The sequence below is a fragment of the Noviherbaspirillum saxi genome, from assembly GCF_003591035.1.
Lineage (GTDB): Bacteria > Pseudomonadota > Gammaproteobacteria > Burkholderiales > Burkholderiaceae_D > Noviherbaspirillum > Noviherbaspirillum saxi.
The window spans coordinates 821,795-844,657 of record NZ_QYUO01000001.1 but is presented as its reverse complement, the minus strand read 5'-3'; the positions used below and the strand labels follow the sequence as shown (position 1 = coordinate 844,657).

18 protein-coding genes are annotated in these 22,863 nt (G+C 58.5%); 3 read left to right on the top strand and 15 right to left on the bottom strand.

Annotation, left to right across the window (positions count from 1 at the left end; genetic code table 11):
• Window position 1 precedes the first annotated feature (1 nt).
• Genes D3871_RS04095 through D3871_RS04080 form a run of 4 tightly spaced genes read right to left on the bottom strand, consistent with a single transcriptional unit; the run spans window position 2 to window position 2,477 of the window.
• Window positions 2-961: an aspartate carbamoyltransferase catalytic subunit gene (locus tag D3871_RS04095; protein WP_119767739.1), complete on the bottom strand. Its 960-nt coding sequence runs from the start codon at window positions 959-961 to the stop codon at window positions 2-4.
• Window positions 954-1,460 carry a bifunctional pyr operon transcriptional regulator/uracil phosphoribosyltransferase PyrR gene (gene pyrR / locus D3871_RS04090; protein ID WP_119767738.1) on the bottom strand — a complete coding sequence of 169 codons (507 nt, stop codon included), beginning with the start codon at window positions 1,458-1,460 and terminating at the stop codon, window positions 954-956. The genes D3871_RS04095 and pyrR overlap by 8 nt, the downstream gene beginning before the upstream one ends.
• The gene (gene ruvX / locus D3871_RS04085; protein WP_119767737.1) at window positions 1,447-1,836 is read right to left on the bottom strand and encodes a Holliday junction resolvase RuvX; all 390 of its coding nucleotides are present in this window, start codon (window positions 1,834-1,836) and stop codon (window positions 1,447-1,449) included. Before ruvX ends, pyrR begins: the two co-directional genes overlap by 14 nt.
• Window positions 1,837-1,838: 2 nt before the next feature.
• Window positions 1,839-2,477, bottom strand: a complete 639-nt coding sequence (locus tag D3871_RS04080) for a YqgE/AlgH family protein (RefSeq protein ID WP_233575504.1) — start codon at window positions 2,475-2,477, stop codon at window positions 1,839-1,841.
• A gap of 105 nt (window positions 2,478-2,582) precedes the next feature.
• On the opposite strand from D3871_RS04080, the gene D3871_RS04075 reads away from it, so the two are divergent.
• Window positions 2,583-4,076: a cryptochrome/photolyase family protein gene (locus D3871_RS04075; RefSeq protein WP_119767735.1), complete on the top strand. Its 1,494-nt coding sequence runs from the start codon at window positions 2,583-2,585 to the stop codon at window positions 4,074-4,076.
• Between the two features lie 85 nt (window positions 4,077-4,161).
• On the opposite strand, the gene D3871_RS30705 is transcribed toward D3871_RS04075, so the two are convergent.
• The 6 genes from D3871_RS30705 to D3871_RS04040 all read right to left on the bottom strand — a co-directional run bounded on the left by D3871_RS30705 (window position 4,162) and on the right by D3871_RS04040 (window position 14,678).
• Window positions 4,162-10,506, bottom strand: coding sequence for a hybrid sensor histidine kinase/response regulator (locus D3871_RS30705; protein ID WP_233575503.1), 6,345 nt, complete (start codon window positions 10,504-10,506; stop codon window positions 4,162-4,164).
• A 105-nt stretch (window positions 10,507-10,611) separates the two neighbouring features.
• On the bottom strand, window positions 10,612-12,912 hold the full coding sequence (locus D3871_RS04060) for a methyl-accepting chemotaxis protein (RefSeq protein ID WP_119767734.1): 2,301 nt from the start codon (window positions 12,910-12,912) through the stop codon (window positions 10,612-10,614).
• 52 nt (window positions 12,913-12,964) lie between these two features.
• Window positions 12,965-13,537 (bottom strand): chemotaxis protein CheW, encoded by a 573-nt coding sequence (locus tag D3871_RS04055; protein ID WP_119767733.1) that lies wholly within the window; start codon window positions 13,535-13,537, stop codon window positions 12,965-12,967.
• A gap of 8 nt (window positions 13,538-13,545) precedes the next feature.
• The gene (locus D3871_RS04050; protein WP_057290154.1) at window positions 13,546-13,911 is read right to left on the bottom strand and encodes a response regulator transcription factor; all 366 of its coding nucleotides are present in this window, start codon (window positions 13,909-13,911) and stop codon (window positions 13,546-13,548) included.
• 23 nt (window positions 13,912-13,934) lie between these two features.
• On the bottom strand, window positions 13,935-14,336 hold the full coding sequence (locus D3871_RS04045) for a response regulator (protein ID WP_119767732.1): 402 nt from the start codon (window positions 14,334-14,336) through the stop codon (window positions 13,935-13,937).
• A 189-nt stretch (window positions 14,337-14,525) separates the two neighbouring features.
• Window positions 14,526-14,678: a rubredoxin gene (locus tag D3871_RS04040; RefSeq protein WP_119767731.1), complete on the bottom strand. Its 153-nt coding sequence runs from the start codon at window positions 14,676-14,678 to the stop codon at window positions 14,526-14,528.
• A gap of 111 nt (window positions 14,679-14,789) precedes the next feature.
• On the opposite strand from D3871_RS04040, the gene thiD reads away from it, so the two are divergent.
• Both thiD and hemL read left to right on the top strand, forming a co-directional pair.
• The gene (gene thiD / locus D3871_RS04035) at window positions 14,790-15,620 is read left to right on the top strand and encodes a bifunctional hydroxymethylpyrimidine kinase/phosphomethylpyrimidine kinase (protein WP_119767730.1); all 831 of its coding nucleotides are present in this window, start codon (window positions 14,790-14,792) and stop codon (window positions 15,618-15,620) included.
• 18 nt (window positions 15,621-15,638) lie between these two features.
• A complete protein-coding gene (hemL, locus tag D3871_RS04030) occupies window positions 15,639-16,922 on the top strand; it encodes a glutamate-1-semialdehyde 2,1-aminomutase (protein WP_119767729.1) in 1,284 nt (427 codons plus the stop codon).
• A 90-nt stretch (window positions 16,923-17,012) separates the two neighbouring features.
• On the opposite strand, the gene corA is transcribed toward hemL, so the two are convergent.
• From corA to D3871_RS04005, 5 genes are all read right to left on the bottom strand, one after another.
• Window positions 17,013-17,978: a magnesium/cobalt transporter CorA gene (corA, locus tag D3871_RS04025; protein WP_119767728.1), complete on the bottom strand. Its 966-nt coding sequence runs from the start codon at window positions 17,976-17,978 to the stop codon at window positions 17,013-17,015.
• 391 nt (window positions 17,979-18,369) lie between these two features.
• Window positions 18,370-19,065 carry a monofunctional biosynthetic peptidoglycan transglycosylase gene (gene mtgA, locus D3871_RS04020; RefSeq protein ID WP_119767727.1) on the bottom strand — a complete coding sequence of 232 codons (696 nt, stop codon included), beginning with the start codon at window positions 19,063-19,065 and terminating at the stop codon, window positions 18,370-18,372.
• A gap of 6 nt (window positions 19,066-19,071) precedes the next feature.
• Window positions 19,072-19,881, bottom strand: a complete 810-nt coding sequence (gene aroE / locus D3871_RS04015) for a shikimate dehydrogenase (RefSeq protein WP_119767726.1) — start codon at window positions 19,879-19,881, stop codon at window positions 19,072-19,074.
• Window positions 19,882-19,889: 8 nt separating this feature from the next.
• Window positions 19,890-20,792: an energy transducer TonB gene (locus D3871_RS04010; RefSeq protein ID WP_119767725.1), complete on the bottom strand. Its 903-nt coding sequence runs from the start codon at window positions 20,790-20,792 to the stop codon at window positions 19,890-19,892.
• A gap of 71 nt (window positions 20,793-20,863) precedes the next feature.
• On the bottom strand, window positions 20,864-22,852 hold the full coding sequence (locus D3871_RS04005; protein ID WP_119767724.1) for a ribonuclease catalytic domain-containing protein: 1,989 nt from the start codon (window positions 22,850-22,852) through the stop codon (window positions 20,864-20,866).
• Window positions 22,853-22,863 lie beyond the last annotated feature (11 nt).

The following is a 22,863-nucleotide window of genomic DNA, read 5'->3' as shown; positions in this document are numbered from 1 at the left end:
GTTAATTTCCCGCCAAAATGCTCATCACCGCCATGCGTACCGCAATGCCGAAGGTTACCTGCGGCAGGATGACGGCCTGTGCGCCGTCGGCTACGGCCGAATCGATTTCCACGCCACGGTTCATCGGACCGGGGTGCATGACGATGGCATCCGGCTTGGCGAGCGCCAGGCGCTCCGGCGTGAGGCCGTAGCTCTTGAAGAATTCCTGCGCGGACGGCAGCAGCGCACCGCTCATGCGTTCGTTCTGCAGGCGCAGCATGATGATGACGTCGACGTCCTTGAGGCCTTCGTTCATGTCGGTGAAGACTCGCACACCCAGTTGTTCCAGCCCGCCGGGCAGCAGCGTGTGCGGGCCGATAGCGCGCACTTCCGGCACGCCCAGCGTGGTCAGTGCATGGATGTCCGAGCGGGCCACGCGGCTGTGCAGGATGTCGCCGACGATGGCCACTGTCAGATTGCTGAAATCCTTCTTGTAATGGCGGATCGTGTACATGTCGAGCAAGCCCTGGGTTGGATGCGCGTGGCGTCCGTCACCGGCATTGATCACATGGACATGCGGCTGATTGGTGTCGATCAGGTGCTTGGCAATCAGGTAAGGCGCACCCGACTGTGCGTGGCGCACCACAAACATGTCGGCATGCATCGCGGCCAGGTTATCGATCGTATCCAGCAGCGATTCGCCCTTGCTGGCACTGGACGCCGAAATATTCAGGTTAATGACATCGGCCGACAGTCTTTTTGACGCAATCTCGAAAGTCGTGCGTGTGCGCGTGGAATTCTCGAAAAACAGGTTGAACACGCTCTTGCCGCGCATCAGCGGCACCTTCTTGACTTCGCGGTCGCTGATGCTGACAAACGAGGATGCGGTATCGAGGATATGGGTGATGACCGCTTTAGGCAGGCCTTCGATGGTGAGCAGATGCTGGAGCTCGCCGTTCTTGTTCAATTGCGGGTTATGCATGGTCCACCGTCAGGGAAAACCGGCCGTCGTCATCGCGGCCTAATACGAGTTGCTGGTCTTGGGTCAAAGCCACGGTCTGCGCGACGAAGTCGGCGGCGATAGGAAGCTCGCGGCCGCCGCGATCGACCAGCGCGGCCAGCTTGATTTTGGCTGGACGGCCATAGTCGAACAATTCATTGATCGCGGCACGCGTCGTGCGGCCGGTGTAAAGCACGTCGTCGACCAGCAGGATGGTCGCGCCTTCCACTTCGAATGAAATCTGGGTCGGCTTGACTTCGGCATGCAATCCCTTTTCCGCATAATCGTCACGGTAGAAGGAGACATCGATGAAACCGAGGCGATTGCCGACATTCAGTTCCTGCGCGAGGCGTTCGGCAAGCCAGGCGCCGCCGGAATAAATGCCGACAACCGCCAGATTGTCGGTGCTTGCGAGCGAAGACTTGACGCTGTCGGCCAGTTGCCGGTACAGCGCTTCTGCGTCGAAATCAGGATTGGGCATAGTCGTCGAAATATTGTTGCAAAATGATGGCGGCCGCTGCATCGTCGATATGCTCGCCGCGCCGCTGTGACAACACGGCGGATGAGTATCGTTCGTCGACGAGTACCGCAGACAAGCCAAAGCGGCCGTGCAGCTGATTGGCGAACCGGCGGCAGCGCGCGGTCATTTCATGCTCGGCGCCGTCCGGATGCATGGGCAAGCCGACCACGCAGCGCTGCGGTTGCCATTCATCGATCAAGGCTTCGATAGCAGCAAAACGGGCATCGTTGCTCTCGGACGTAATGACGGTCAAGGGCTGCGCCTGCTTCAGCAGGGTGTTGCCGATTGCCACGCCGATCCGTTTGAGGCCGAAATCAAACGCCAATACCGTTTCCACTGTCAGGCGTGCCCCGCATCACCAGCCAGCATCATCGGATCGATGCCCAGCAATTTCATGGCCGAGAAGAAACGTTGCTCCACCGGCATATCGAAAATGATGTCCGGATCCGCACGTACCGTCAGCCAGCCATTGCGAGCAATTTCTTCTTCCAGCTGGCCGCCGCCCCAGCCGCAGCACCCAAGACTGACGAGCAGCCGACGCGGGCCATCGCCGGAGGCAACCGCTTCCAGCACGTCTTTTGAGGTGGTCAGGGCAATGAGATCGGAAACCGGCACCATCGAGGAAAATGCGCCATGTGGAGAATGCAGTACAAAGCCGCGCTCGACCTGTACCGGGCCGCCGAACATCACCGGCTTGCGTCCCGTGGCAAGCGGTCCGGAAATCAATGCCGGATTCAGTTCGATGCGTTCCAGCAATGTATCGAGCGTCATATCGGTCGGCTTGTTGATGATCATCCCAAGCGCGCCGTTGGCATTGTGTTCACAGAGATAAACCACCGTGCCGCCGAACACCGGGTCCAGCATGGAAGGCATTGCGATCAGGAAGTGGTCGACCAGATTCAATCCTGTTTCAGCGCTGTCGCCTGCGCTCGCCGACAAATCGGCGGCGCGCCGCGCGGCAGCGGAACGGGATGACATCGTGCGTATCTTGCTGGGTTTCACCATAAAGAGCATTTTAACAGTTTTGACGTATGCTCCATCCCGGACAAAGCGTAAATTCCGTGATCGGGCCAAAGGCCGCTCATGCAACAGTTTAACAATTCCCTGGTGTGGTTCCGGCGCGACCTGCGCTGTTTCGATCATGCCGCGTTTTATCATTCATTGCGACAAAGTTGCAGCGTCTATTGCGCTTTTATTTTTGACAAGGACATACTGGATTTGCTCGACCGTCGGGACAGGCGAGTCGACTTCATCCATGCCAGCATCGTCGAGCTCGATGCGGAACTGCGCCGCCTCGGCGGGTTCCTGATCGTGCGGCATGCACATGCGGCGGAAGAAATTCCCAGGCTGGCGTCAGAACTCCGGGTAGATGCGGTATTCGCCAACCATGACTATGAACCGGCTGCGGTCACGCGCGATGCACGGGTCACAGCCGCCCTGCAAAAGACAGGCATAGCCTGGCGCAGCTTCAAGGATCAGGTGATATTCGAAAAGGACGAGGTGCTTTCACAGGCGGGCAAGCCTTTATCCGTTTTCACGCCATACAAGAATGCCTGGCTCAGGAAACTGCACTCGTCGTCCGACGACTTTTACCTGAAAGCCTATCCGGCCGAAACCTATGCATCCCGTCTGGCCGCTCCGGGCAACGGGGACGCCAAGTGCCCTCCGTCGCTGGCAGAGATCGGCTTCGAAGCAAGCGACCTTGCGGAACTCGGCATACCGGCCGGCATGTCCGGCGGCGAGCAACTGTTTGAAGACTTTCGCGACTGCCTGGACCGCTACCATGAAACACGCGATTTCCCGGCAATCAAGGGGACGTCGTTCTTATCGGTTCATCTGCGCTTCGGCACCGTCTCGATCCGGGGGCTGGCGCGGCAGGCGGTCGATGCCATGCGTCGCGCCGGGGGCGGGACTGGCGCAGCCACCTGGCTGTCCGAACTGATCTGGCGCGATTTTTATTTCATGATCCTGCACCATCATCCGAGGGTCGCAGATCGTGCATTCAAGCCGGAGTACGACGCGATCCGGTGGGAAGAAGGGGATCATGCACAGCAGCTGTTCCGGGCGTGGTGCGACGGGCGCACCGGTTATCCGCTGGTCGATGCCGCAATGCTGCAGCTCAGGCGCACTGGTTTCATGCATAACCGGCTGCGCATGGTCACCGCCAGTTTTCTGATCAAGGACCTGGGCATAGACTGGCGCTGGGGCGAACGCTTTTTTGCCGATCTGTTGAACGACTTCGACCTGTCGGCCAACAACGGCGGCTGGCAATGGGCCGCCTCATCGGGTTGCGATGCCCAACCCTATTTCCGCATCTTCAATCCCGTCACACAGTCGCAAAAATTCGACGCGCAAGGAAAATTCATTCGGCACTATCTGCCGGTGCTGGCGCGATTGCCCGACAAATGGATTCACGCACCATGGCTTGCTCCGGCCGCAGTATTGACCGACGCTTGCTTAACGCTGGGAATCGATTATCCACATCCCTTGGTACAGCATGATGAAGCCCGCAAGCGCACGCTGGAACGGTATGCCATTGTAAAGAAGGCTGTCATGGCAGACGTCGTCGACGAGTAATACCGATTCTGATCCGTCGTCTTCAAAGCACAAGGCCCGCATGCTTGCACATGCGGGCCTTGCAATTTGTAGCCAACGTGGGGACTCAGGATATCGACGTTTCCTTGCGGACGAAACCTGCAACCAATCCGAGCAACTGGTCTTCCTGATACGGTTTGCCGAGATACTCGTTAACACCCAGCTCAAGCGCATAGTTGCGATGTTTCGCCGCAGTACGCGAAGTGATCATGATGATGGGAATATGACGGCTGCGTTCATCGCCGCGCACATTGCGTGTCAGGTCGAAACCATCCATGCGCGGCATTTCGATATCGACCAGCATCACATCCGGCGTTACCGATTGCAGATGTTCCAGCGCATCGACGCCATCCTTCGCCAGCACGACCTGATAACCCTCGCGCGTCAGCAGACGCTGGGTGACACGCCGCACGGTCAGGGAATCGTCGACCACCATCACGATGTTCTGCGTACGCAGTCCCTGAACCGGTCCGCTGGTCGGTGCCGAGGGTTCATGCGCACTCATCTCGGCCACCGCACCCATTGCTTCAGGTGCATCCGACGGCACCATGCGCGGTGCGCGGACATTATCCTGCGCCGCACGCTGTGCCAGCGGTACCGGGTTGAGAATCAGAACGATGTCGCCCGAACCAAGCACGGTTGCCCCGGCGATGCCGATCATGCGCGCCAGCTGCGGTCCGATGTTCTTGACCACGACTTCACGGTTACCCATGATTTCATCGACGTGAACCGCTACCCGGTCGTTGCCGCTCTTCAGGATCATCAGCGGTGAATAGTGCTGCGATACCGGTGAAGCCTGGGTATTGCCCAGCAGCGCAGACAGATAGTGCATCGGCACGCGCTGCCCCTGCCAGATGACCGCGCCTTCGTTATAGGCGGCGGCAAGCGCGTTGGTCTTGAGCTGCTGCACCTGTTCCACCAGCACCGAAGGTACTGCATAAGTGACACCGCCGGTCGAGATCAGCACTACCTGCGTGACCGCCAGGGTCAGCGGCAGGCGGATCGTGAACTGGGTACCCTTGCCGGTTTCGGTCCGGGTCGTGACGCGACCACCGAGTGCCGCCGCTTCCGAGCGCACAACATCCATACCGACACCGCGTCCCGCGAGTTCGGTAATTTCTTCCGCTGTCGAAAAGCCTGGATGGAAAATCAGGTCGGTCACTTCTTCATCGGACATCGTGACATCGTTGGCGCGCAATCCGATGCGCTCGGCCTTGTCGCGAATGCGCCCGAGATTCAAGCCCTGACCATCGTCCGAAAACTGGATCACGACTTCGTTACCTTCCTGGCGCACTTCGACTAGCAGTTCGCCGGTCTCGTTCTTGCCGGCGACGCGCCGTTGCTCCCGCTTTTCGATGCCATGCACAATCGCATTGCGCAACAGATGCTCGAACGGTCCGGTCATTTTTTCGAGAACGCCACGGTCGATCTCGACCGCGCTGCCGCGAATGTCGAGGTTGACGCGCTTGTCGACTTCCTTGGCGGCCTGGCGCGTGACACGGAACAGGCGTTCGGAAATGCTTGCGAACTGCACCATGCGCACCCGCATCAGGTCTTGCTGCAGATCGCGCGTCAGGCGCGCCTGTATAGACAGGTCGCCGGCTGCACTGTCGAGCGTGCGGCTGAGATTCTGGTGCACGGAGCCGACGTCGTTGACGCTTTCGGCCATCATCCGCGTCAGTTCCTGCAGACGCGTAAAGCGGTCGAACTCAAGCGGATCGAATTCGCGATCGGCCGAATGCGTCATGCGCGAAGTGATCTGCGTTTCGGCTTGCATTTCGATTTCGCGCAGCTGATCGCGCAAACGCGACACGTTTTCAGTCAGTTCCGACAAGGACTGCTTCAGGGTGCCGACTTCGGTTTCGAGTCTGGAGCGCGAGATCGACACTTCACCGGCCTGGTTGACGAGGCGGTCCAGAATGTCAGCTCGCACCCGCACCAGCGGGGCCGGCGCGGCGGGTGCAGCGACTGCACGGCTGACGGGCGGATTGGTTAGCGCCGGCTTGATGGAAGGCACGGGCATCAGCGGCGACAGGACGGTCGGTCCGGCCTGCGGCGCTGCGTCTGCCGTAGTTGCCTCGATTGCAGCAGCCGTATCGGCCGGCATCGGCGCAGCCGTGGCCGCTACGGGATTCTGCAACAGCTCGAACATATGCAACGCCTGGTCATAGCGGATCAGCAAATCTTCGAGTGCAAGCGACTCCGGCGTGCCCAGATGCATGATGTTTTCAATCCGGGTTTCCATGTCGTGCAAATGCTGGCCGAGGCGCATTGCACCCGCCATGCGCGCACTACCTTTCAGCGTGTGGAGCAGACGCAGGACGGATTGCGGCGCGGCCAGGCTGCTGCCTTCCTGCTGCCATCCGCGCAATGCGGTGCCCATTTGCGGAAACATGTCCCGCCCTTCCTCCAGGAAGACCGGCAGCAGATCGGCGTCAAGCTCATCGCGGATCGCAAGCGTCGGATCGGCAGCAAGCTCGGCATCGCCGGCTGTTACGATAGCAGGCATCGGTGCCGGATCGGTATCGATGGACGACTGCGGTTCTTGTGAGTCTTGTGCTGCTTCCGCTTCCACCGGTTCGAGCAGCAGGCTGAAGTCTTCAGCGCTTGCGCAGAGCTGCACGCTGTCATCCGGTGTCGGCTCAACACCGGCGTCTGCCGATGGCTCGGCGACCGCCTGTATCGGTGCTGCATCGACTGGCGCAGATGCAGATGTCGCGTCGGTATCAATTCCTGTATCCGCATCGAGAACGGTCGGGGCCAGGTCATGCGAGACGGCAAGATCCGCCATCTGGGAACGCAGTTCGATATCGCGCCGGAGATTTTCCAACACGCGTACATGTTGCGGCTCATCGGCAGGCATTTCACCCAAGGCGAATTTCTGCAGCATCGCCTTGAGGCAGGCGACAGACTCGTCCAGCGTGTCATATTCATGCGGCTGCAGGCGAACGGGGCGGCGCAGCAGGAATTGCAACACCATTTCCACTGCATGCGCGACTTCATGCAATGTGGAAAAACCTACCGTAGCCGAACTTCCGGCGAGGGAATGGGCCGCATGGACCGATTGCACGCTGACGACGCGATCCGGTTCATGCCGCCATTCCGCGATGTCGTGCGCCAGTACGCGCACCAGGTCATCGGTCTCGGCCAGATAAATATTGTGCAGCGGGACGCTGATTTCCAGGTCGCCGATACGCTTCACATTGTCATTGGCACGCACCTCGGGCGGGCGCATGGTCGGAAATTCGATGACTTCCGCCGCGGCCGGCGTCGATCGCACCTCATTGATGAGGTCAAGCGCTTCCGACAGATCGTCCGGCGCAATCATTTCTTGAACAGAAATCGCCTGCTCTTCCCCTGCCGTTTCCTGAACTGCTTCCGGGATGGCCAGATTCTCTTCCGCACCAGCATCGGATGTCAGCGACGACGTAGCGTCGTCGTTGTCCGGCACGGAGAGGTCTATTGCAGGCAACATATCCGCATCAAGCGCCATGTTTTCTGGTTGCGCGCCTGCAGCGGCGATCAATTCGTCGTGGCTTGCCGGCATCGCAAACAGTGCCATTTCAGCATCCGACATCTGGCCTTCTTCAACTATCGGCAGCGCCGCGTCGACATTGGCGGCAATGGGCTCGATCAGATCGATGGCAGCATCTTGATCGATGACCGATTCCGACTGATGCTGAGGCGCTTCCAGTATCTCAAGTGCATCAAAGGTCGGTAAGCTTGCAGCCAGTTCAGACGACTCTGGCGCTTCCGGGAATTCCGGTTCGATAGCAACGCTGATCTGCTTGATCGGCACTTCGACATCCGCACTGCCGTCGAGAACTGCCAGCTGCGCTGTGCCCTGTTCTTCGGCTGGAACGGCAAGCGATTCCTCATAGCTGAACTGTTCGCCTGCCTTGATGCGCTCGGCTGCATTCACCAATGCCTGCGGCGTACGGTCCGAGCGCCCCGTCAATTTCAGATCCTGCACCCACGCGCCCAGAACGTCGACTGCCTTGTCGAGCAAAGCGTACAGTTCGGCCTCGCCGCCGCGCGATTCGGACAGACGCAGGTTCAAGACCTGTTCTATGCTCCACGCGGCCTCGCCGAAGGTCACCAGTCCGACCATGCGGCCGCTACCCTTGAGCGTGTGGAAGGAACGCCGCAGGGTTGTCAGGTGTTCCTGATTGTGCGGCTGATTGCGCGATTCGGGCATGGTGTGCCGCACGGCATCAAGCACTTCCTCGGCTTCCAGCAGGAATATCTCAAGCAATTCAGCATCGACCGCTTCGTCAGTCGCAGGCGCAACCACGGGAGGCAAGACTTCTTCCATCTGAATTGGGGGCACCGTAGCCGTGATGATGTCCGCCAGGGCTTCGCTGGATGCGGAAAAATCTGCACGCTCGAGAATCTCGATACCAGCCTGGGCCCGGTCATTGGCTTCAGGATTGTCCACCAGCGTTGCATCGAGGCGAATCCTTTCCAGCGATTCCTTCAGTTGTTCCTGCAACACCTGGTTATCGGGCTCTGCGCTCAGCGACATCGCCAGCTCTGCCGACTGCTGCTGGTGAAAGGCGAGTTCGTCTTCCACCGTCTGCACCGCAGGCGGCACTGCCTCATCAGCCTTGACGCTGCCCTGCGTACCGAACTCGGAAACCACTGGCTCGTCGATCTCGGCGTCGGCAGCAATATCCTTTTCGATCAGATTGGCACGAAACAGGCCCCGCTCTTCATCGAAGGAAAAACGATCGCGGGCATTATCCGGCTGATGCTGCAAGGTTTCGATAAAGAAGCTGAGCGCACCGACATTCTGTGCCACATGCTGAAAGTCTTGCACGGCAGGCTCGGCCTGATCGGCCGCAAGGAAACCCTGCACCGCCGTGCGCGTCTGCTGGATCGTGCGGACTGCATCATCCTGATCGAGAACCGCCATGGCTCCTTCGATCTGATGCAGTACAGTATCAAGCTGTCCGAGTGCGTTGCGCTGCGCGGGATCGCGGAAATACTCGTCGAGCATTTTTTCGACTTGCCGCAGGCTGCTTTGCATTTCGCTTGCCACCGCCGTCATGGTCTGGCGCTGCTGCGCCTGACGCGACATGTCATCGAGCCAGGGCATGGCCTGTGCGGGCTGCTCTCCAGTCACGACCGACAGCAAACGTGCGGTCATGGCGTCGGCCCGCTCGTTGAAGTTATCGGGAAGTCGCCCGATCTGGCTCAGGGAATTTTCGATAAACAGCAAGCTGGTCGCCATTTCCAGGCCCAGCGCGTCACCCGGCTTGGCATAGGCCGCATGGCGTGCAATGCCCTTGAGCTCGCGCAGCAACTTGGTCAATGGCGGCGAGTTCAGGCGCGAGCCGGCGTCGGCCAGTACGCGCATTTCATGCTCGAAGGATTCCGCAACGCTGGCGTCGCCACCGACGATACGGTTCCAGATATTCTTTGCCTGAGACAGGCGTTCCTTTGCCAGGCCAAGCGCATCCATGTCGACCTGGCCGTAACGCTTGCGGTCGTAGTCCGTCGGCACCAATCCGTCGAGTTGATAGACGCGGCGGATTTCACGCGCACGCGGCGACGGGTCCTGCGCCTTGGCAATGAAGAACAAAGCATCGCGCAGCAGCCGCTCGGCAATGCTCGATGATCCTTGGCAAAGCCGGCGGATTTGCAGATTGATGCGGGCAAACAGCTGCTTGACATAGATTTCATTGTCGATCTGGCCGCCGGCTACTGCTTCCGCCAAACCGTGCATCACCCACCAGAATGCGCGAACCTGCTGATTCGCCTGCAGGCTTTCGATCTCGCTGACGATGTCGCGCATTGCAGTTGCATTTGCAAGCTCGGCGCTGCGCTCGCTGCTCTTGAGGAAAGGCAGCAATGCCTTTTCAAAACGTTGACGCAAGGCGACATATTTTGCCGGCTTCACCTCTTCGGCTGCACCGTTAGGCGGCAGCTTAGGACGAATTGCGAGGTTGGGGAAAAACAGGTCGGCCGGATGGATGCGCTCCGCGCCGCGCGCTTCAAGCAGCGCACGGTAGTATGGAAACAACCGCACTGGCTGGTGAGGCACGCCGGCGAGCAATTCGTCCAGATATTCGATCAGCGCCTGATACGCATTCCCGATGGCCTGCGCCAGCTCGCTGGAGAGTCCAAGCTGTCCGGCATCGACGCGATCGAGCAAATCCTCGACAGTTTCGGTAATGATGGCCACGCCGTCGACATCGACGATCTGCAAGGCGCCGTGGGCCTGATGCAGGTAGCTTTTCGCATGGCGAATGGCCGTCGCCTGGGATTCGGCACCTTGTGCGACTGCTTCGAGAATGGAGGTCTTGGAGCGATTGAGCGCTTCGCGGATCTCCCCCATCACCCAGGAAAGCGGGCCGGTGTCGAAAGTTTCCCGAGCACCGAGCGATGAGGTGGAAGTAGGGGTGGTCATGACTGCCTCGCGGGGGTCAAAGGCGGCGCGCCGGACCGGTGCGCCGCCAGGCATTGCTAAGGGGACCGTGGACTATTGACGCGATCCGGGACAACTGGGTAAGCGTCAAGCAGTTACGCGGAAACGGGAAACCGAATTCTTCAACTCTTCCGCCAGCATCGACAATTCGCGAATCGACTGCGCTGTCTGCTGCGTGCCCTGCTGCGTCTGCTCGGTGACCGTCAGAATATTCTGGATATTCTGTGCAACGCCATTGGCCGAGGTTGCCTGCTGCTCGGTCGCTGCCGAAATGCTTTGAATCAGATCCGCCAGGCGATTCGACACGCTACGGATTTCGGAGAGCGCAGCACCGGCCGCATCGGACAGCTTGGCACCCTCGACCACACCCTGGGTCGATTTTTCCATCGCGGCCACCGCATCGTGCGTATCGGTCTGAATCGTGCGGACCAGCGCACCGATCTGCTTGGTCGCTTCGCCGGAACGTTCCGCAAGACGCTGAACCTCTTCCGCAACCACCGAGAAGCCGCGCCCCGCTTCACCTGCCGACGCCGCCTGGATCGCCGCATTCAGTGCCAGCACGTTGGTCTGTTCGGTAATGTCGGAAATCAGTTCGGTGATTTCACCAATCTCCTGCGAAGACTCGCCGAGACGCTTGATTCGCTTCGATGTTTCCTGAATCTGTTCGCGGATCTCATTCATGCCCTTGATCGCGTCTTCCACAGCGCGTGTGCCCTGCTCCGCCGCCGACACCGACTGGCGCGCAACTTCCGCCGATTCGTTGGCGGACTTGGATACGTCGGTAATCTGAACCGCCATTTCAAGCACCGCCTGGCCGGTTTCCTGAATTTCGCGCGACTGCTTTTGCGACGCATTCATCAAGCCGTCGGAAATTTCCTGCGCCTGATTCGATGCGGCGGTCACCTGCTCGGCGGTCTTGGTAACCCGGCCGACCAGGCCGCGCAATTCTTCCACCGTGTAATTCACCGAGTCCGCGATCGCGCCGGTGATGTCCTCCGACACCGTTGCCTGGATCGTCAAGTCGCCGTCTGCCACTTCCTGCAATTCGTTCATCAATCGCAGAATCGCTGCCTGGTTCTGATCGTTGGCGCGCTTGGCCTCGTCTTCCTGACGCATCGCCTGCAGACGCTGTTCTTCCGCTTCCTGACGACGCTGATCTGCTTCCTTCGTACGGTTGCGGCTATCCTGCAACAGTACGAGTGCGATACCGACCGCGGCGAGCAGCGCGCCCACGGCGCTGGCCATCATCAACCAGGCCGACCAGTGCAGCGAATCCTCTTCCGCGCGATAAGCCTTTTGCAGGTTGGTGATGCGTTGTTTTAGCGTTTCGTTTTCCGCAAAGACCAGCTGCTCCGATTGTTTCGCGGCGATGAAGTTTTGCAGGTTGCCGAGGATGGTGGCAACCGACTGCTGGTATTCGGCAAACGCCTTTTGCAGTTCAACCAGCTTTTCGCGCGTGTCCTCGTCCTTGGTGGCGGTCAGGCGCAAAACGTCGCTGCCATTCAGGAAGCCCTCGGTAATGTCGCGGAAGGTGTTGGTGTCCTTACCGAGCAGGAAAGCGGTTTCCGGGTTCACACCTTCCGAGGTCAGGAACTCATTCGCGCTACGACCGAGACGCTGGGTCAGCATGACCAGCTGGCCGGCGGCAGAAATCTCACGCGGCGAGGCGCCACCTTGGGCCTTCAGCGTTGCAATCTGTTCGGTCAGTTCAAGCAGAACCGGTGACAATGTATTCAGCTTTTGCAGCGTGGTACCGAAACCGGTCAACTCTTTCTTGAGCTTCAAAATGGTTTCCGCAGCCTTGTCGGAATTGACCCAGATCTTTTGCGTCTCTTTCAGAATCGCTTCCATCTGCGCATCCGGCGTCGCGATATCCCGTCCCTGGTAGTCGCCGCCCTTGAGCAAAACATTCAGGTCGCGGTTCAGTTCCTTGCGACTTTCTTCCAGCTGCTTGAACGCCTCAAGGTTGCCCTGAATCGCATTCGGGGCCGCCTTACCGATACGCTGAGAGTGCATCAGCGCATCACCGGCAATCTGGGTCTGGGTAGACACGAGCGAGGAATAGCTGGAGTTGACCCACACGAATCCGGCGCCTAATACGAGCGATGCACTCAGCATGCCCAGCAGCATACGTACCTGCTGTTGCAGCGGCAGTGTGCCGATCAGAGGAAGGCGGATATCGCCGCCCTTTTCCAGGGCGTCGCCGATGAAGGTCGCGTTCAGGTTACGCTGCGGCTCGGGGACCGCCGGCACCGATGTAGTGGCGGCTTGCGCCTCCGCTGCCGGCTGTTCGGCTGCATCGACGGCAAGGTTGCCGCTGGCAAGAGGAGATTCCTCAGCAACTGCTTCTTTTTTATCGTTAGCCAAGAACGGTAATTTAAACGCCATTACTGAGTCTCCTCGTGAATCTGATTGCGATAGGGGTACGGAACCGAGTGGTTCAGATACCGACGTGCAGGAATTGTGCGTCCTGTACGATTAAAGATAGGTTGAGTTCGGTCCAGAGCTGGGAGTCACGGTCGACGTAACGTTGCAATGCCCACGGCATTTCCGAGGTGTCCTCGACGACCCGGGCTTCCATTTCGGCGACATTGCGCAAGCCCATCACGCGCGAGACCAAAAGTCCGCTGTTGAAACCAAGGGAAGGGGCAAATGCGACGATACGACTATCCTTATCGACCGGGGTCGCCGGCTGCCCGCGAAAGCGCGCAAGATCGATCACGCTTACCAGATTGCCTCGGATATTGGTCAAGCCGAGAAACCAGTCCTGTGTCAGAGGCACCTGGGTAATGGCGCCGACCGAGACAATTTCCCCGGCTTCCTGCAAATTGAGCAACCAGCGCGTCTGCCCTATCATCACGCCCAGCTGGCTGGCTTGCGTACGGGTACCGGCGCTGGCGGCCTGCATGCGCTCGACCAACTGTGCTTGAAATTCGCGCAGGCGGTTACGGCGTGCTCCGCTGTCCGACTCTCTGACTGCGACGACTCCAGGTTCCACGGTAGGCGGGGTCATGGATGCGCTCAGCCGAGAGCGGCGATCTTGGACAGCAGTTCCTGCGGGTCGACCGGCTTGACGATGTAGTCGCGTGCGCCTTGTCTCAGTCCCCAGATACGGTCCGTTTCCTGACCTTTGCTGGTGCAGATGATGATCGGAACTTCCTGGGTTTCCGGATCGCGTGAAATGGCGCGCGTGATCTGGAAACCGTTTTGACCCGGCATGACCACATCCATCAGGATCAATTGCGGTTTGTCGGCCTTTACCTTAAGGAGCGCCTCTTCGCCGTTCTCCGCGGTAGACACGGAAAATCCGTTCTTGATCAGAATGTCCGTAAGGAAATAACGCTCTGTGGGGGAGTCGTCAACAACAAGAATTTTTTGAATGGGCATCGTGAACCTTTACAGCAGAGAAATCACCGGGATAGGGCGACGGCAGCATGTTCGCGTACCGTCTTTAGCAGGCTGTCCTTGGTAAATGGCTTGGTCAGGTAGGCATCGGAGCCAACCATGGCGCCTCGCGCGCGGTCGAACAAGCCGTCCTTCGATGACAGCATGATCACCGGGGTTGTGTGGAACTTTGCGCTTTTCTTGATGAGTGCACAGGTTTGGTAACCGTCAAGGCGAGGCATAAGAATGTCGCAGAAAATCAGGGCGGGACGATGGTCATTCATTTTCGCCAATGCATCGAAGCCATCGTCGGCAAGAACGACTTGATAGCCGGCCTGACCGAGAAAGATTTCGGCGGATCGACGAATCGTGCTGCTATCGTCGATCACCATGATCTTGAGACTGCCGTTTTCCACAGATGTTGTCATGACGTAATCTCATTTACCTAAACGCAATATACGACCCAACTGTAACAAAAAGCAAGATGCTTTAATACAAGCATAGGGTTGATCTGGATCAACGCCGCACTTGGCGAGTGCCGATCGATCTTAGCATTGCCGATTGGAATGATGCATCAATGTTGCAATTTTTTCAATGTTGCTTTTACGGATGTGTCTTTAAATTGCCACCATTTCGAAATCTTCTTTACGTGCGCCGCATTCCGGGCAGGTCCAATTGATCGGCACGTCGGCCCATCTGGTTCCCGGAGCGATGCCTTCATCCGGCAATCCTGCCTCTTCATCGTAGATCCAGCCGCAGATCAGGCACATCCAGGTCTTGAATTCTGCGTTCGGCGTAGCGGTTTGTATAGCGGTATTACTCACAGTTGACTGCCCTTCAATCAAGTAAAATGCAAAGTCAGATATCTTAATCTACCAACCGTGCAAAACCAAACTTCTCCCTTGATATTGACCTTCGGTGCGACCGATCCGGCAGGCGCCGTCGGCATCCAGGCCGATCTGGCATCCTTCGCCGCGATGGGCTGCCATGGTTTGTCTGTCGTCACGTCGATCCTGATCGCCGATACCGCGCGCATCGAAGACGTGCAGGTGATCGACGCGGACTGGGTGGCGGATCAGGCACGCGTGATCCTGGAGGACATGCCGGTGGCGGCGTTCAAGATCGGTGCCGTAGCCAGCATTGAAAACGTGTCGGTCATCGCCGAGATCGTTTCCGACTATCCCGATATTCCACTGATACTCGACCCGTTTCTGACAGCAATGCCGGATCAGGGCCAGGATAGCGAAGACATGCTGATCGCGGTGCGCGAGTTGCTGATTCCGCAATCCACCATGCTGCTTGCTTCCGCGGTGGAACTATCGCGATTGGCCGAAACATGGCGCGACAGTTCCAGCGAAGACTTGATGGCCATTGATGCGATGCGCATCATTGAAATGGGTTGCGAATATCTGTTTTTGACCGGCACATCAGGCGATGTGCATGAAGTCAACAACATGCTGTTCGATGAATCCGGCGTACTGCGCAACGATGCCTGGCCGCGGCTGCCCGGCTCCTTCAGCGGCGCAGGCAGCACCTTATCCGCGACCATCGCCGCGATGCTGGCCAATGGTGTCGATGCACCCGAAGCAGTGTTCGAGGCCCAGGAGTTCACCCATGCGGCATTGAGCAATGCCCACCGTCTCGGCATGGGCAAACTGATTCCAGACCGCTATTTCTGGGTACGCGAACCGGATCAGGAATCCGACAAATAATTCTCTTTCTTTTTTCGTATGACTTCCAAAAACGATACTCTTTTCACGCGTGCGCAAACCAGCACGCCGGGCGGCGTCAATTCGCCGGTGCGCGCATTCCGTTCGGTCGGCGGTACGCCGCGCTTCATCACCCGCGCCGAAGGCCCCTACTTCTGGGATGCCGACGACAAGCGCTATATCGATTACATCGGCTCCTGGGGACCGGCGATTGTCGGACATGCGCATCCCGATGTGATCCATGCAGTACAGCAAGCCGCGGCACGCGGCCTCAGCTTCGGCGCACCGACCGAAGGTGAAATTGAAATGGCCGAAGAAATCTGCCGCATCCTGCCTTCTGTGGAGCAAGTGCGTCTGGTATCGAGCGGCACCGAAGCGGCGATGAGCGCTCTGCGCCTGGCGCGCGGCGCCACTGGCCGCGACAAGATCCTCAAGTTCGAGGGTTGCTATCACGGCCATGCGGATTCGCTGCTAGTAAAAGCGGGCAGCGGCCTGCTGACATTCGGGAACCCGACCTCGGCGGGTGTGCCGGAAGATTTCGCAAAACATACGCTGGTACTCGACTACAACAATCCGCAACAACTGGAAGAAGTGTTCCATCAGATGGGCGACCAGATCGCCTGCGTAATCGTCGAACCGGTAGCCGGCAACATGAACCTGGTGCGTGCCACACCGGAATTCCTGCAGACCATGCGCACGCTGTGTACGCAGCATGGCTCCATCCTGATTTTCGATGAAGTGATGTGCGGCTTCCGTGTCGGTCTGACGGGTGCGCAAGGAATGTATGGCATCACACCCGACTTGACGGTGCTGGGTAAAGTCATCGGCGGCGGCCTGCCGGTCGCCGCATTCGGTGGTCGCAAGGACCTGATGAAATTTCTGGCGCCGCTGGGTCCGGTCTATCAGGCCGGCACGCTGTCGGGAAATCCGGTCGCAGTCGCTGCCGGCATGAGTACATTGAAGCTGATCCAGCAACCGGGATTTTATGAAGCGCTGTCGGCACAAACCGGCAAGCTCGCTGCAGGTCTCACGGAAACCGCGAAGGCCAATGGCGTCGCATTTTGCGCGGATTCCGTTGGCGGCATGTTTGGCCTGTATTTCGGTACCGAGGTGCCGGGAAGCTTTGCGCAAATCATGGCATGCGACAAAGAGAAGTTCAATACCTTCTTCCATGCGATGCTGGACCTTGGCGTCTATCTTGCGCCATCTGCATTCGAAGCCGGTTTCGTCTCGTCGCAGCATAGCGATGAAGTGATCGCCGCGACCATTGCTGCAGCCGACAAGGCATTCGCTGCAATTCGTTGAACCGGGCATCCAGCTGCACCCATCGCATTGCCGCTTCTGCGCGAAACAGCAATGCATGCACCCAGTATGGATTGGGTGCAGCTGCCCGATTTAGTTCAGCCAGCCCCGGCGGCGGAAATAGAGGAAAGGCGCCACCGCGCTGCCTATCATCAGCGCGAGCGCGAATGGATAACCCATTTCCCAGTTCAGCTCGGGCAGTATCCTGAAGTTCATGCCATAGATGCTCGCAATGAGCGTAGGCGGAAGGAATGCGACGCTGGCAACGGAAAAGATCTTGATGATCTTGTTCTGATTGATGTTGATGAAACCGACGGTTGCATCCATCAAGAAGTTGATCTTGTCGAACAGGAAAGCGGTATGGCCATCCAGCGATTCGATATCGCGCAGGATCTGACGCGCTTCGTCAAACTGCTCGGCATTGAGTAGCCGTCCACGCATCAAAAAACTCACCGCGCGCCGGGTGTCCATCATGTTGCGGCGTATGCGTCCATTCAAGTCTTCTTCCTGGGCAATCGCATTCAGTGCAGCCGCTGCATCTTCGTCGGTCAGCTTCTTTTGCAGCACGCGACGACTGACTTCTTCCAGATTCTGATAAATGCCTTCCAGCGCATCCGCGGAGTATTCGGCATCGGTGGCATACAAGTCGAGCAAGACATCCTTGTAATCGCCAATCGAACCTGGACGGGAGCGGGCGCGCATGCGCACTAGGCGGAATACCGGCAAATCGTCGGTGTGGACCGAGAACAGCATGTTGCGTGCGAGGATGAACGCGACGGTCACCACACGCGAGGGGCCATCGTCTTCTTCCAGCAAAAAATCGGTGCGCAGGTGCAGGTCGCCATTCTCCGCTTCGTAATAACGCGCGGATGCTTCAATGTCCTTCACCTCGTCTTCGCCCGGCAGTGTCACGCCGTAGATGCTCTTCACCCACGCGCGCTCGTCATCATTTGGATCGGTCAGGTCCACCCATACCGGCGCAACATTTTCCAGGTCGTTCCTGGTTTCAATATTGACCTGGTTCAGGCGTCCATTCTGCAAGACGAATACATTAATCATGTGCTCTCCCGGCTGCGGCCTTTGTATAGGTCACAGCCGCCTGCGAAAGAATTCCGCAGGCAGATTGATGTTCAGGGAACGCGGCCACGGGATTGGCCTGGACGCGTCCGCCCACCAAGAGTTTGGCGAGTAGACGCTTGTGAATGTCGGGTAGCGCGCTATCTCGCCGATCGACTGTCTGTCGATGGTCGACTGTGTGTACTGGGACTACCCAAGACGGGTCTCCGGAAACGAAAACTTCGCAAGTGTACTGAGATAGGCGACGGCAGGCAAGCGGCTTCACATCCTCGCGACATGGATCGCGGATTTGCGCAAAGGATGACACGCCCTAGTATTGCCCGATTGCTTTTTCGGGTGTATCAATCGCTCGGGTCGGGATTGATAGTACGGGCTACGGCAGTTCAGCCCCACCCATGCGGCGCAGGATCAGGTCAGTGCGGCGCGCGAGATAACCCGAGCCGCGATTCTTGTCATAGAAACGCGGACGCGGCAGCATGACCGCCAGTCTTGCTGCCTGTGCCGGTCCAAGGGCCGCTGCCGACACGCCATAGTAATGTTGCGCCGCCGCTTCCGCCCCATAGACGCCGACGCCCCATTCGACCACATTCAGGTAAATCTCGAAGATGCGTTCCTTGTCCATCAGGTATTCGAGCATGTAAGTGATGATCACTTCCTGCGCCTTGCGCAGGTAACTGCGTTCTCCCGACAGGAACAGGTTTTTCGCGAGCTGCTGGGTAATGGTCGATCCGCCCGCGATGACCTTGCCTTTCTTGGTGTTCTTTTCGTAGGCCTTTTGCATAGCCTCCCAGTCGACGCCTTCGTGACCGGAAAAATTGGAATCTTCGGCAGCGATGATCGCGCGCTTGAGGTGGTTGGAAATGCGGTTGTAGGGAACCCACTTGTGCTTGAGCTGGGCCTTCGGATCCTTCTCGCGCAGCACGGAAAGCTGGCGGCTCATGAAACTGGTGGACCCCGGATTATGATCGATCCACCACCAGATCTGTACAAAGAAGTACAACTGCATGGCCAGCACGATCACGATCGGCGCGACGATCAGCCACAACAACAATTTGCGCAAGCGTTTCATCGAAAACTACAGCTTGGCGCGCAATGCTGCAAACACCTCGGCGGTACCGGGGCGCACGCCGCGCCATAACTGAAAGGATTCAGCCGCCTGTTCGACGAGCATGCCGAGGCCGTCGCGCACGCTTGCACCATGTTGCGCGGCAAATCGCATGAAGACTGTCGGCGCCTTCCCGTACATCATGTCGTAGGCAAGCGCGCCTCGACCGAATACCGTGGGCGATACCGGCGGCACATCTGCCGACAGGCTGGCCGAGGTGGCATTGATGACGAGATCGAAAGGCTGGTCCAGAGTCGTGAAAGCGCTCGGCGACACGTGGCCTTTCGATTCGAATTGCGCGGCCAACTCTTCGGCCTTGGCCACGGTGCGATTGGCAATCACGAGCTGGCCGGGTGCTTTGGCAAGCAAGGGAAGGATCACCCCGCGCGCCGCGCCGCCGGCGCCAAGCAGGAGGATTCTTTTTCCGCTCAAGGACAAGCCGGCATTCTCGGTAATGTCGGTGACCAGGCCGACGCCATCGGTATTGTCGCCAAGGATGGTGCCCTGTTCGAATTTCAGCGTATTCACCGCCCCGGCGGCCTGTGCACGTTCGGTCAGCGTGCTTGCCAGCGTATGGGCTTCCAGCTTGAATGGCACCGTCACGTTGGCGCCGCCAAAGCCCTGCGCCATCAAGTCGCGAACGGTTTGGGAAAAGGCATCCAGCGGCGCCAATATGCGCTCGTATGCCATATGCTGACCGGTTTGTGCGGCGAACTGAGCATGAATCTCGGGCGACTTGCTATGCGCGATCGGATTGCCGATGACGCCATACCGGTCCATGCGTGCGCTCAACTCCGTCCTCCCTGCAATTCCGCTTCGAGTTCATTATCGCGCGTGAATTTGAAGCGCGTTGTCATAACCCACACATCCTCCTTGTCGCCGGAGCGCATGTTCTTGGCGAACGCGCCGAAAGGTGCGGAACGCCGAACGATGCGGCGCGCCGCTTCATCCAGGGTCGGATTGCCGGACGAACGGTCGACCGTCACACCATCATCCTTGTCCTTGAGATAAATGCTGCCATCCTGAAAAATCGAAATCGACAACGTCAGCTCGCCATACAGCTTGCGTCCATCCTTTTGCGGGAAATTGGTGGTTCCGAGCTTTTCGATTTTCTGGCGTACGCTGTTGAAGTACATCGCGTAACCGACTTCGCGCGTGCTTGGCGAAATGAAGGTTTTCTTCGGACGCTTGTTTTCGTCTTCGATGCGCTTGGCGATTTCCGCCTCGCGCCGCATGATCTCTTTCGCGCTTTCGCTGGCATCTGCCGCTTCCGTACGCGATGGCGCTGCCTGCGGCTTGGTCCGGTCTTTTGTCGGCGCGGTGGCAAGCGGGGATTTCTTGTTCATTTGCGCCAGCATGCGCTGCTGGCGTTCCAATTCGTCGATGCGGCGCTGCATGGATTTCATGCCGTCGCCGTCTTCGCTCCTGCGCATGTCGGGCAACGGCGACTTCGAGCGTCCGGCTTCGGCCTGACCACCACCGTCCAGATTGGCTTGCGCGAGCGCTTCGGCTTTCACCGGCTTGCGATCGTGTTTGGCATTGACGAGAATGACTTCAAGCCCGGGATCGGTCGGCTTGAACTTGAATGCTTCCGGCGCAGCAAACCGTACTGCCAGCAGCGCGCCGTGCACCAGCACCGATGCCGCAATGGCGATCGTCAGGGTACGGTTTTGAGGAAAAGATAACTTCACGCGGCAGCATTCGGGCGGTTGCAGAAGCCTAGAATTTTACGATAAAGCCCGGCAGTGTTTGCCGGACTTTTTCATTCCGAAACAGACTCCGCACCGGCTTCGGTCTCGGTTGTGGCGATTTCATCATCGGGAGCTTCGACTTCTTCGGCCACCTCGGGTGCAGCCGTTGTCATTTCAATCAACCTGGCTTCGATGGTGAGTTCGACTTCATCCCAACGGATCAGCTCCAGTCTGACCTGCGTACCGCGCGCCGCCTGCGGCATGCCGGACAGACGAATGATCAAGGGTATATCAACCAGACGCAACACTTCATCCTTGAGCACCACGGCTTCTACCTGCCTGGCATTTTCCTGCGCCAGCCAGCGCAGGCACCAGTAGCGCTCCATGTTGTTCTGGAAATCCGCGTAGGCGCCATAGGCTGCATCGAAAGCCGATACCACGGCAAACAGATCGGCATCCTTGGGTTTGAATTGCGCAACCAGCGGCGCGGTGACGCCATGTTCGGCGCACGCCAGGATTTGCCATTGATTCACCAGATCGGTATAGCGGCGCAACGGCGAGGTGCTCCATGCATACTGATCCACACCCAGCCCCTGGTGCGGCGCTGCATGGGTAAGCATGCGCACCTGCATCTTTGCAGCCCAGCCGCCGCCACCGGCGCCTTGCGCCCGGTAGATACCCGGCACACCGTGGTCATGCATCAGCTTGCCCCAGGTGCTGTTGGCAAAAATCATCAGCTCGGCGACGATCTTGTCGAGCGGTGCGCCACGCTTGCGGCGGACAATGCTGACAACGTCGTCGACCACATAAAAATTGAAATCGACGCGATTGGTTTGTTCCGGTTTCAAGCCGAACGCTTCGCGTTTGAGCATGCGGCCTTTTTCCAACACTTGCGCCCACTGCCATAGCAAAGCGATATCTTCCTTGTGCGCATAGTCGCCGCTTCCGGCGGCCAGTGTTTCCTCCGTCACCATGGCGTCCAGATCGTTGTGGCGCAGGTTGGCCGCGATCGGTACCGCTTCCGCTTTCGTTTCCGTTGCAACAACCGACCAGTCCGCAGTATCGAGCGTGGCGTACAGCGACAATGCCGGGCAGGTGCGGCCCTCGGCAAGGGTATATGCGTCCACTAGTTCATCGGGCAACATGGTGATCTTGTCGCCCGGCATATAGACAGTGGACAGACGTTGCCGCGCAATGGCGTCGATTGCATCGTCACGTTTGATCCCAAGGCCGGGCGCCGCGATATGGATACCGACCCGAATCTTGCCATCGCCCAGCGCTACCACTGAAAAGGCATCGTCGATCTCGGTGGTCGTGACATCGTCAATCGAAAACGCTTTGACATCGGCCACCGGCAGCGTCGGAACCGATGGCACGCCAATGGCGGGAAATCCAGTGCCCTTGGGGAAATGCTCATGCAGGAAGCGCGTCAGATGCAGGAGCTTCGGTGAAGGGATGCCGCCGACCGCCAGCATCAGGCGCTGCGGAGTCGTTTGCAATTCGGTGCAGGCTGTTTCCAGCGCCTTGTATTCGATGCTGTTCTTGTCCGGCTTGAACAATAGTTGCATCACGATGGGCTTGAAGACATCCGGCAAGCGGTTTGCCTTCAACTCGTCGACATATTGGGCTTGTACCAAAGCCTGCTGTTTTTTCTTTTCAATGCCGGCGAGCGCCGCCTTCAATGAGTCTTCCGGCGCTGCCTTGTAGCGACCTTTTCCTTTTTTGTAAAAATAGACCGGCGCATGATGCAGGCGCAACAACAAACCGGCGGCTTCGTGCGGCTTGGGGTCATGTCCGAAATACTCGGTCCCAAGTTCCGCGAAACCGAATTCCTCCTGACCGGCGACTTCCCACAGAAAGTCGAGATCGATTTCATCAGCGACGGTTTTTGCGTCGCTCAGCAGCTGGGCCGGTTCGGGTGCTGAAAATTGCAGCAACACATCGCGTGCCTTGACCTTGGTGCGCTTGCCGGTCTGCAGTTCGACCTGATATGCCTCGCCTTGCTGGGACAGGATCGCGCCGGCCTTGAAATCGCCGGACTCTTCAAAGAATAGATTCATGGATGCTTCGC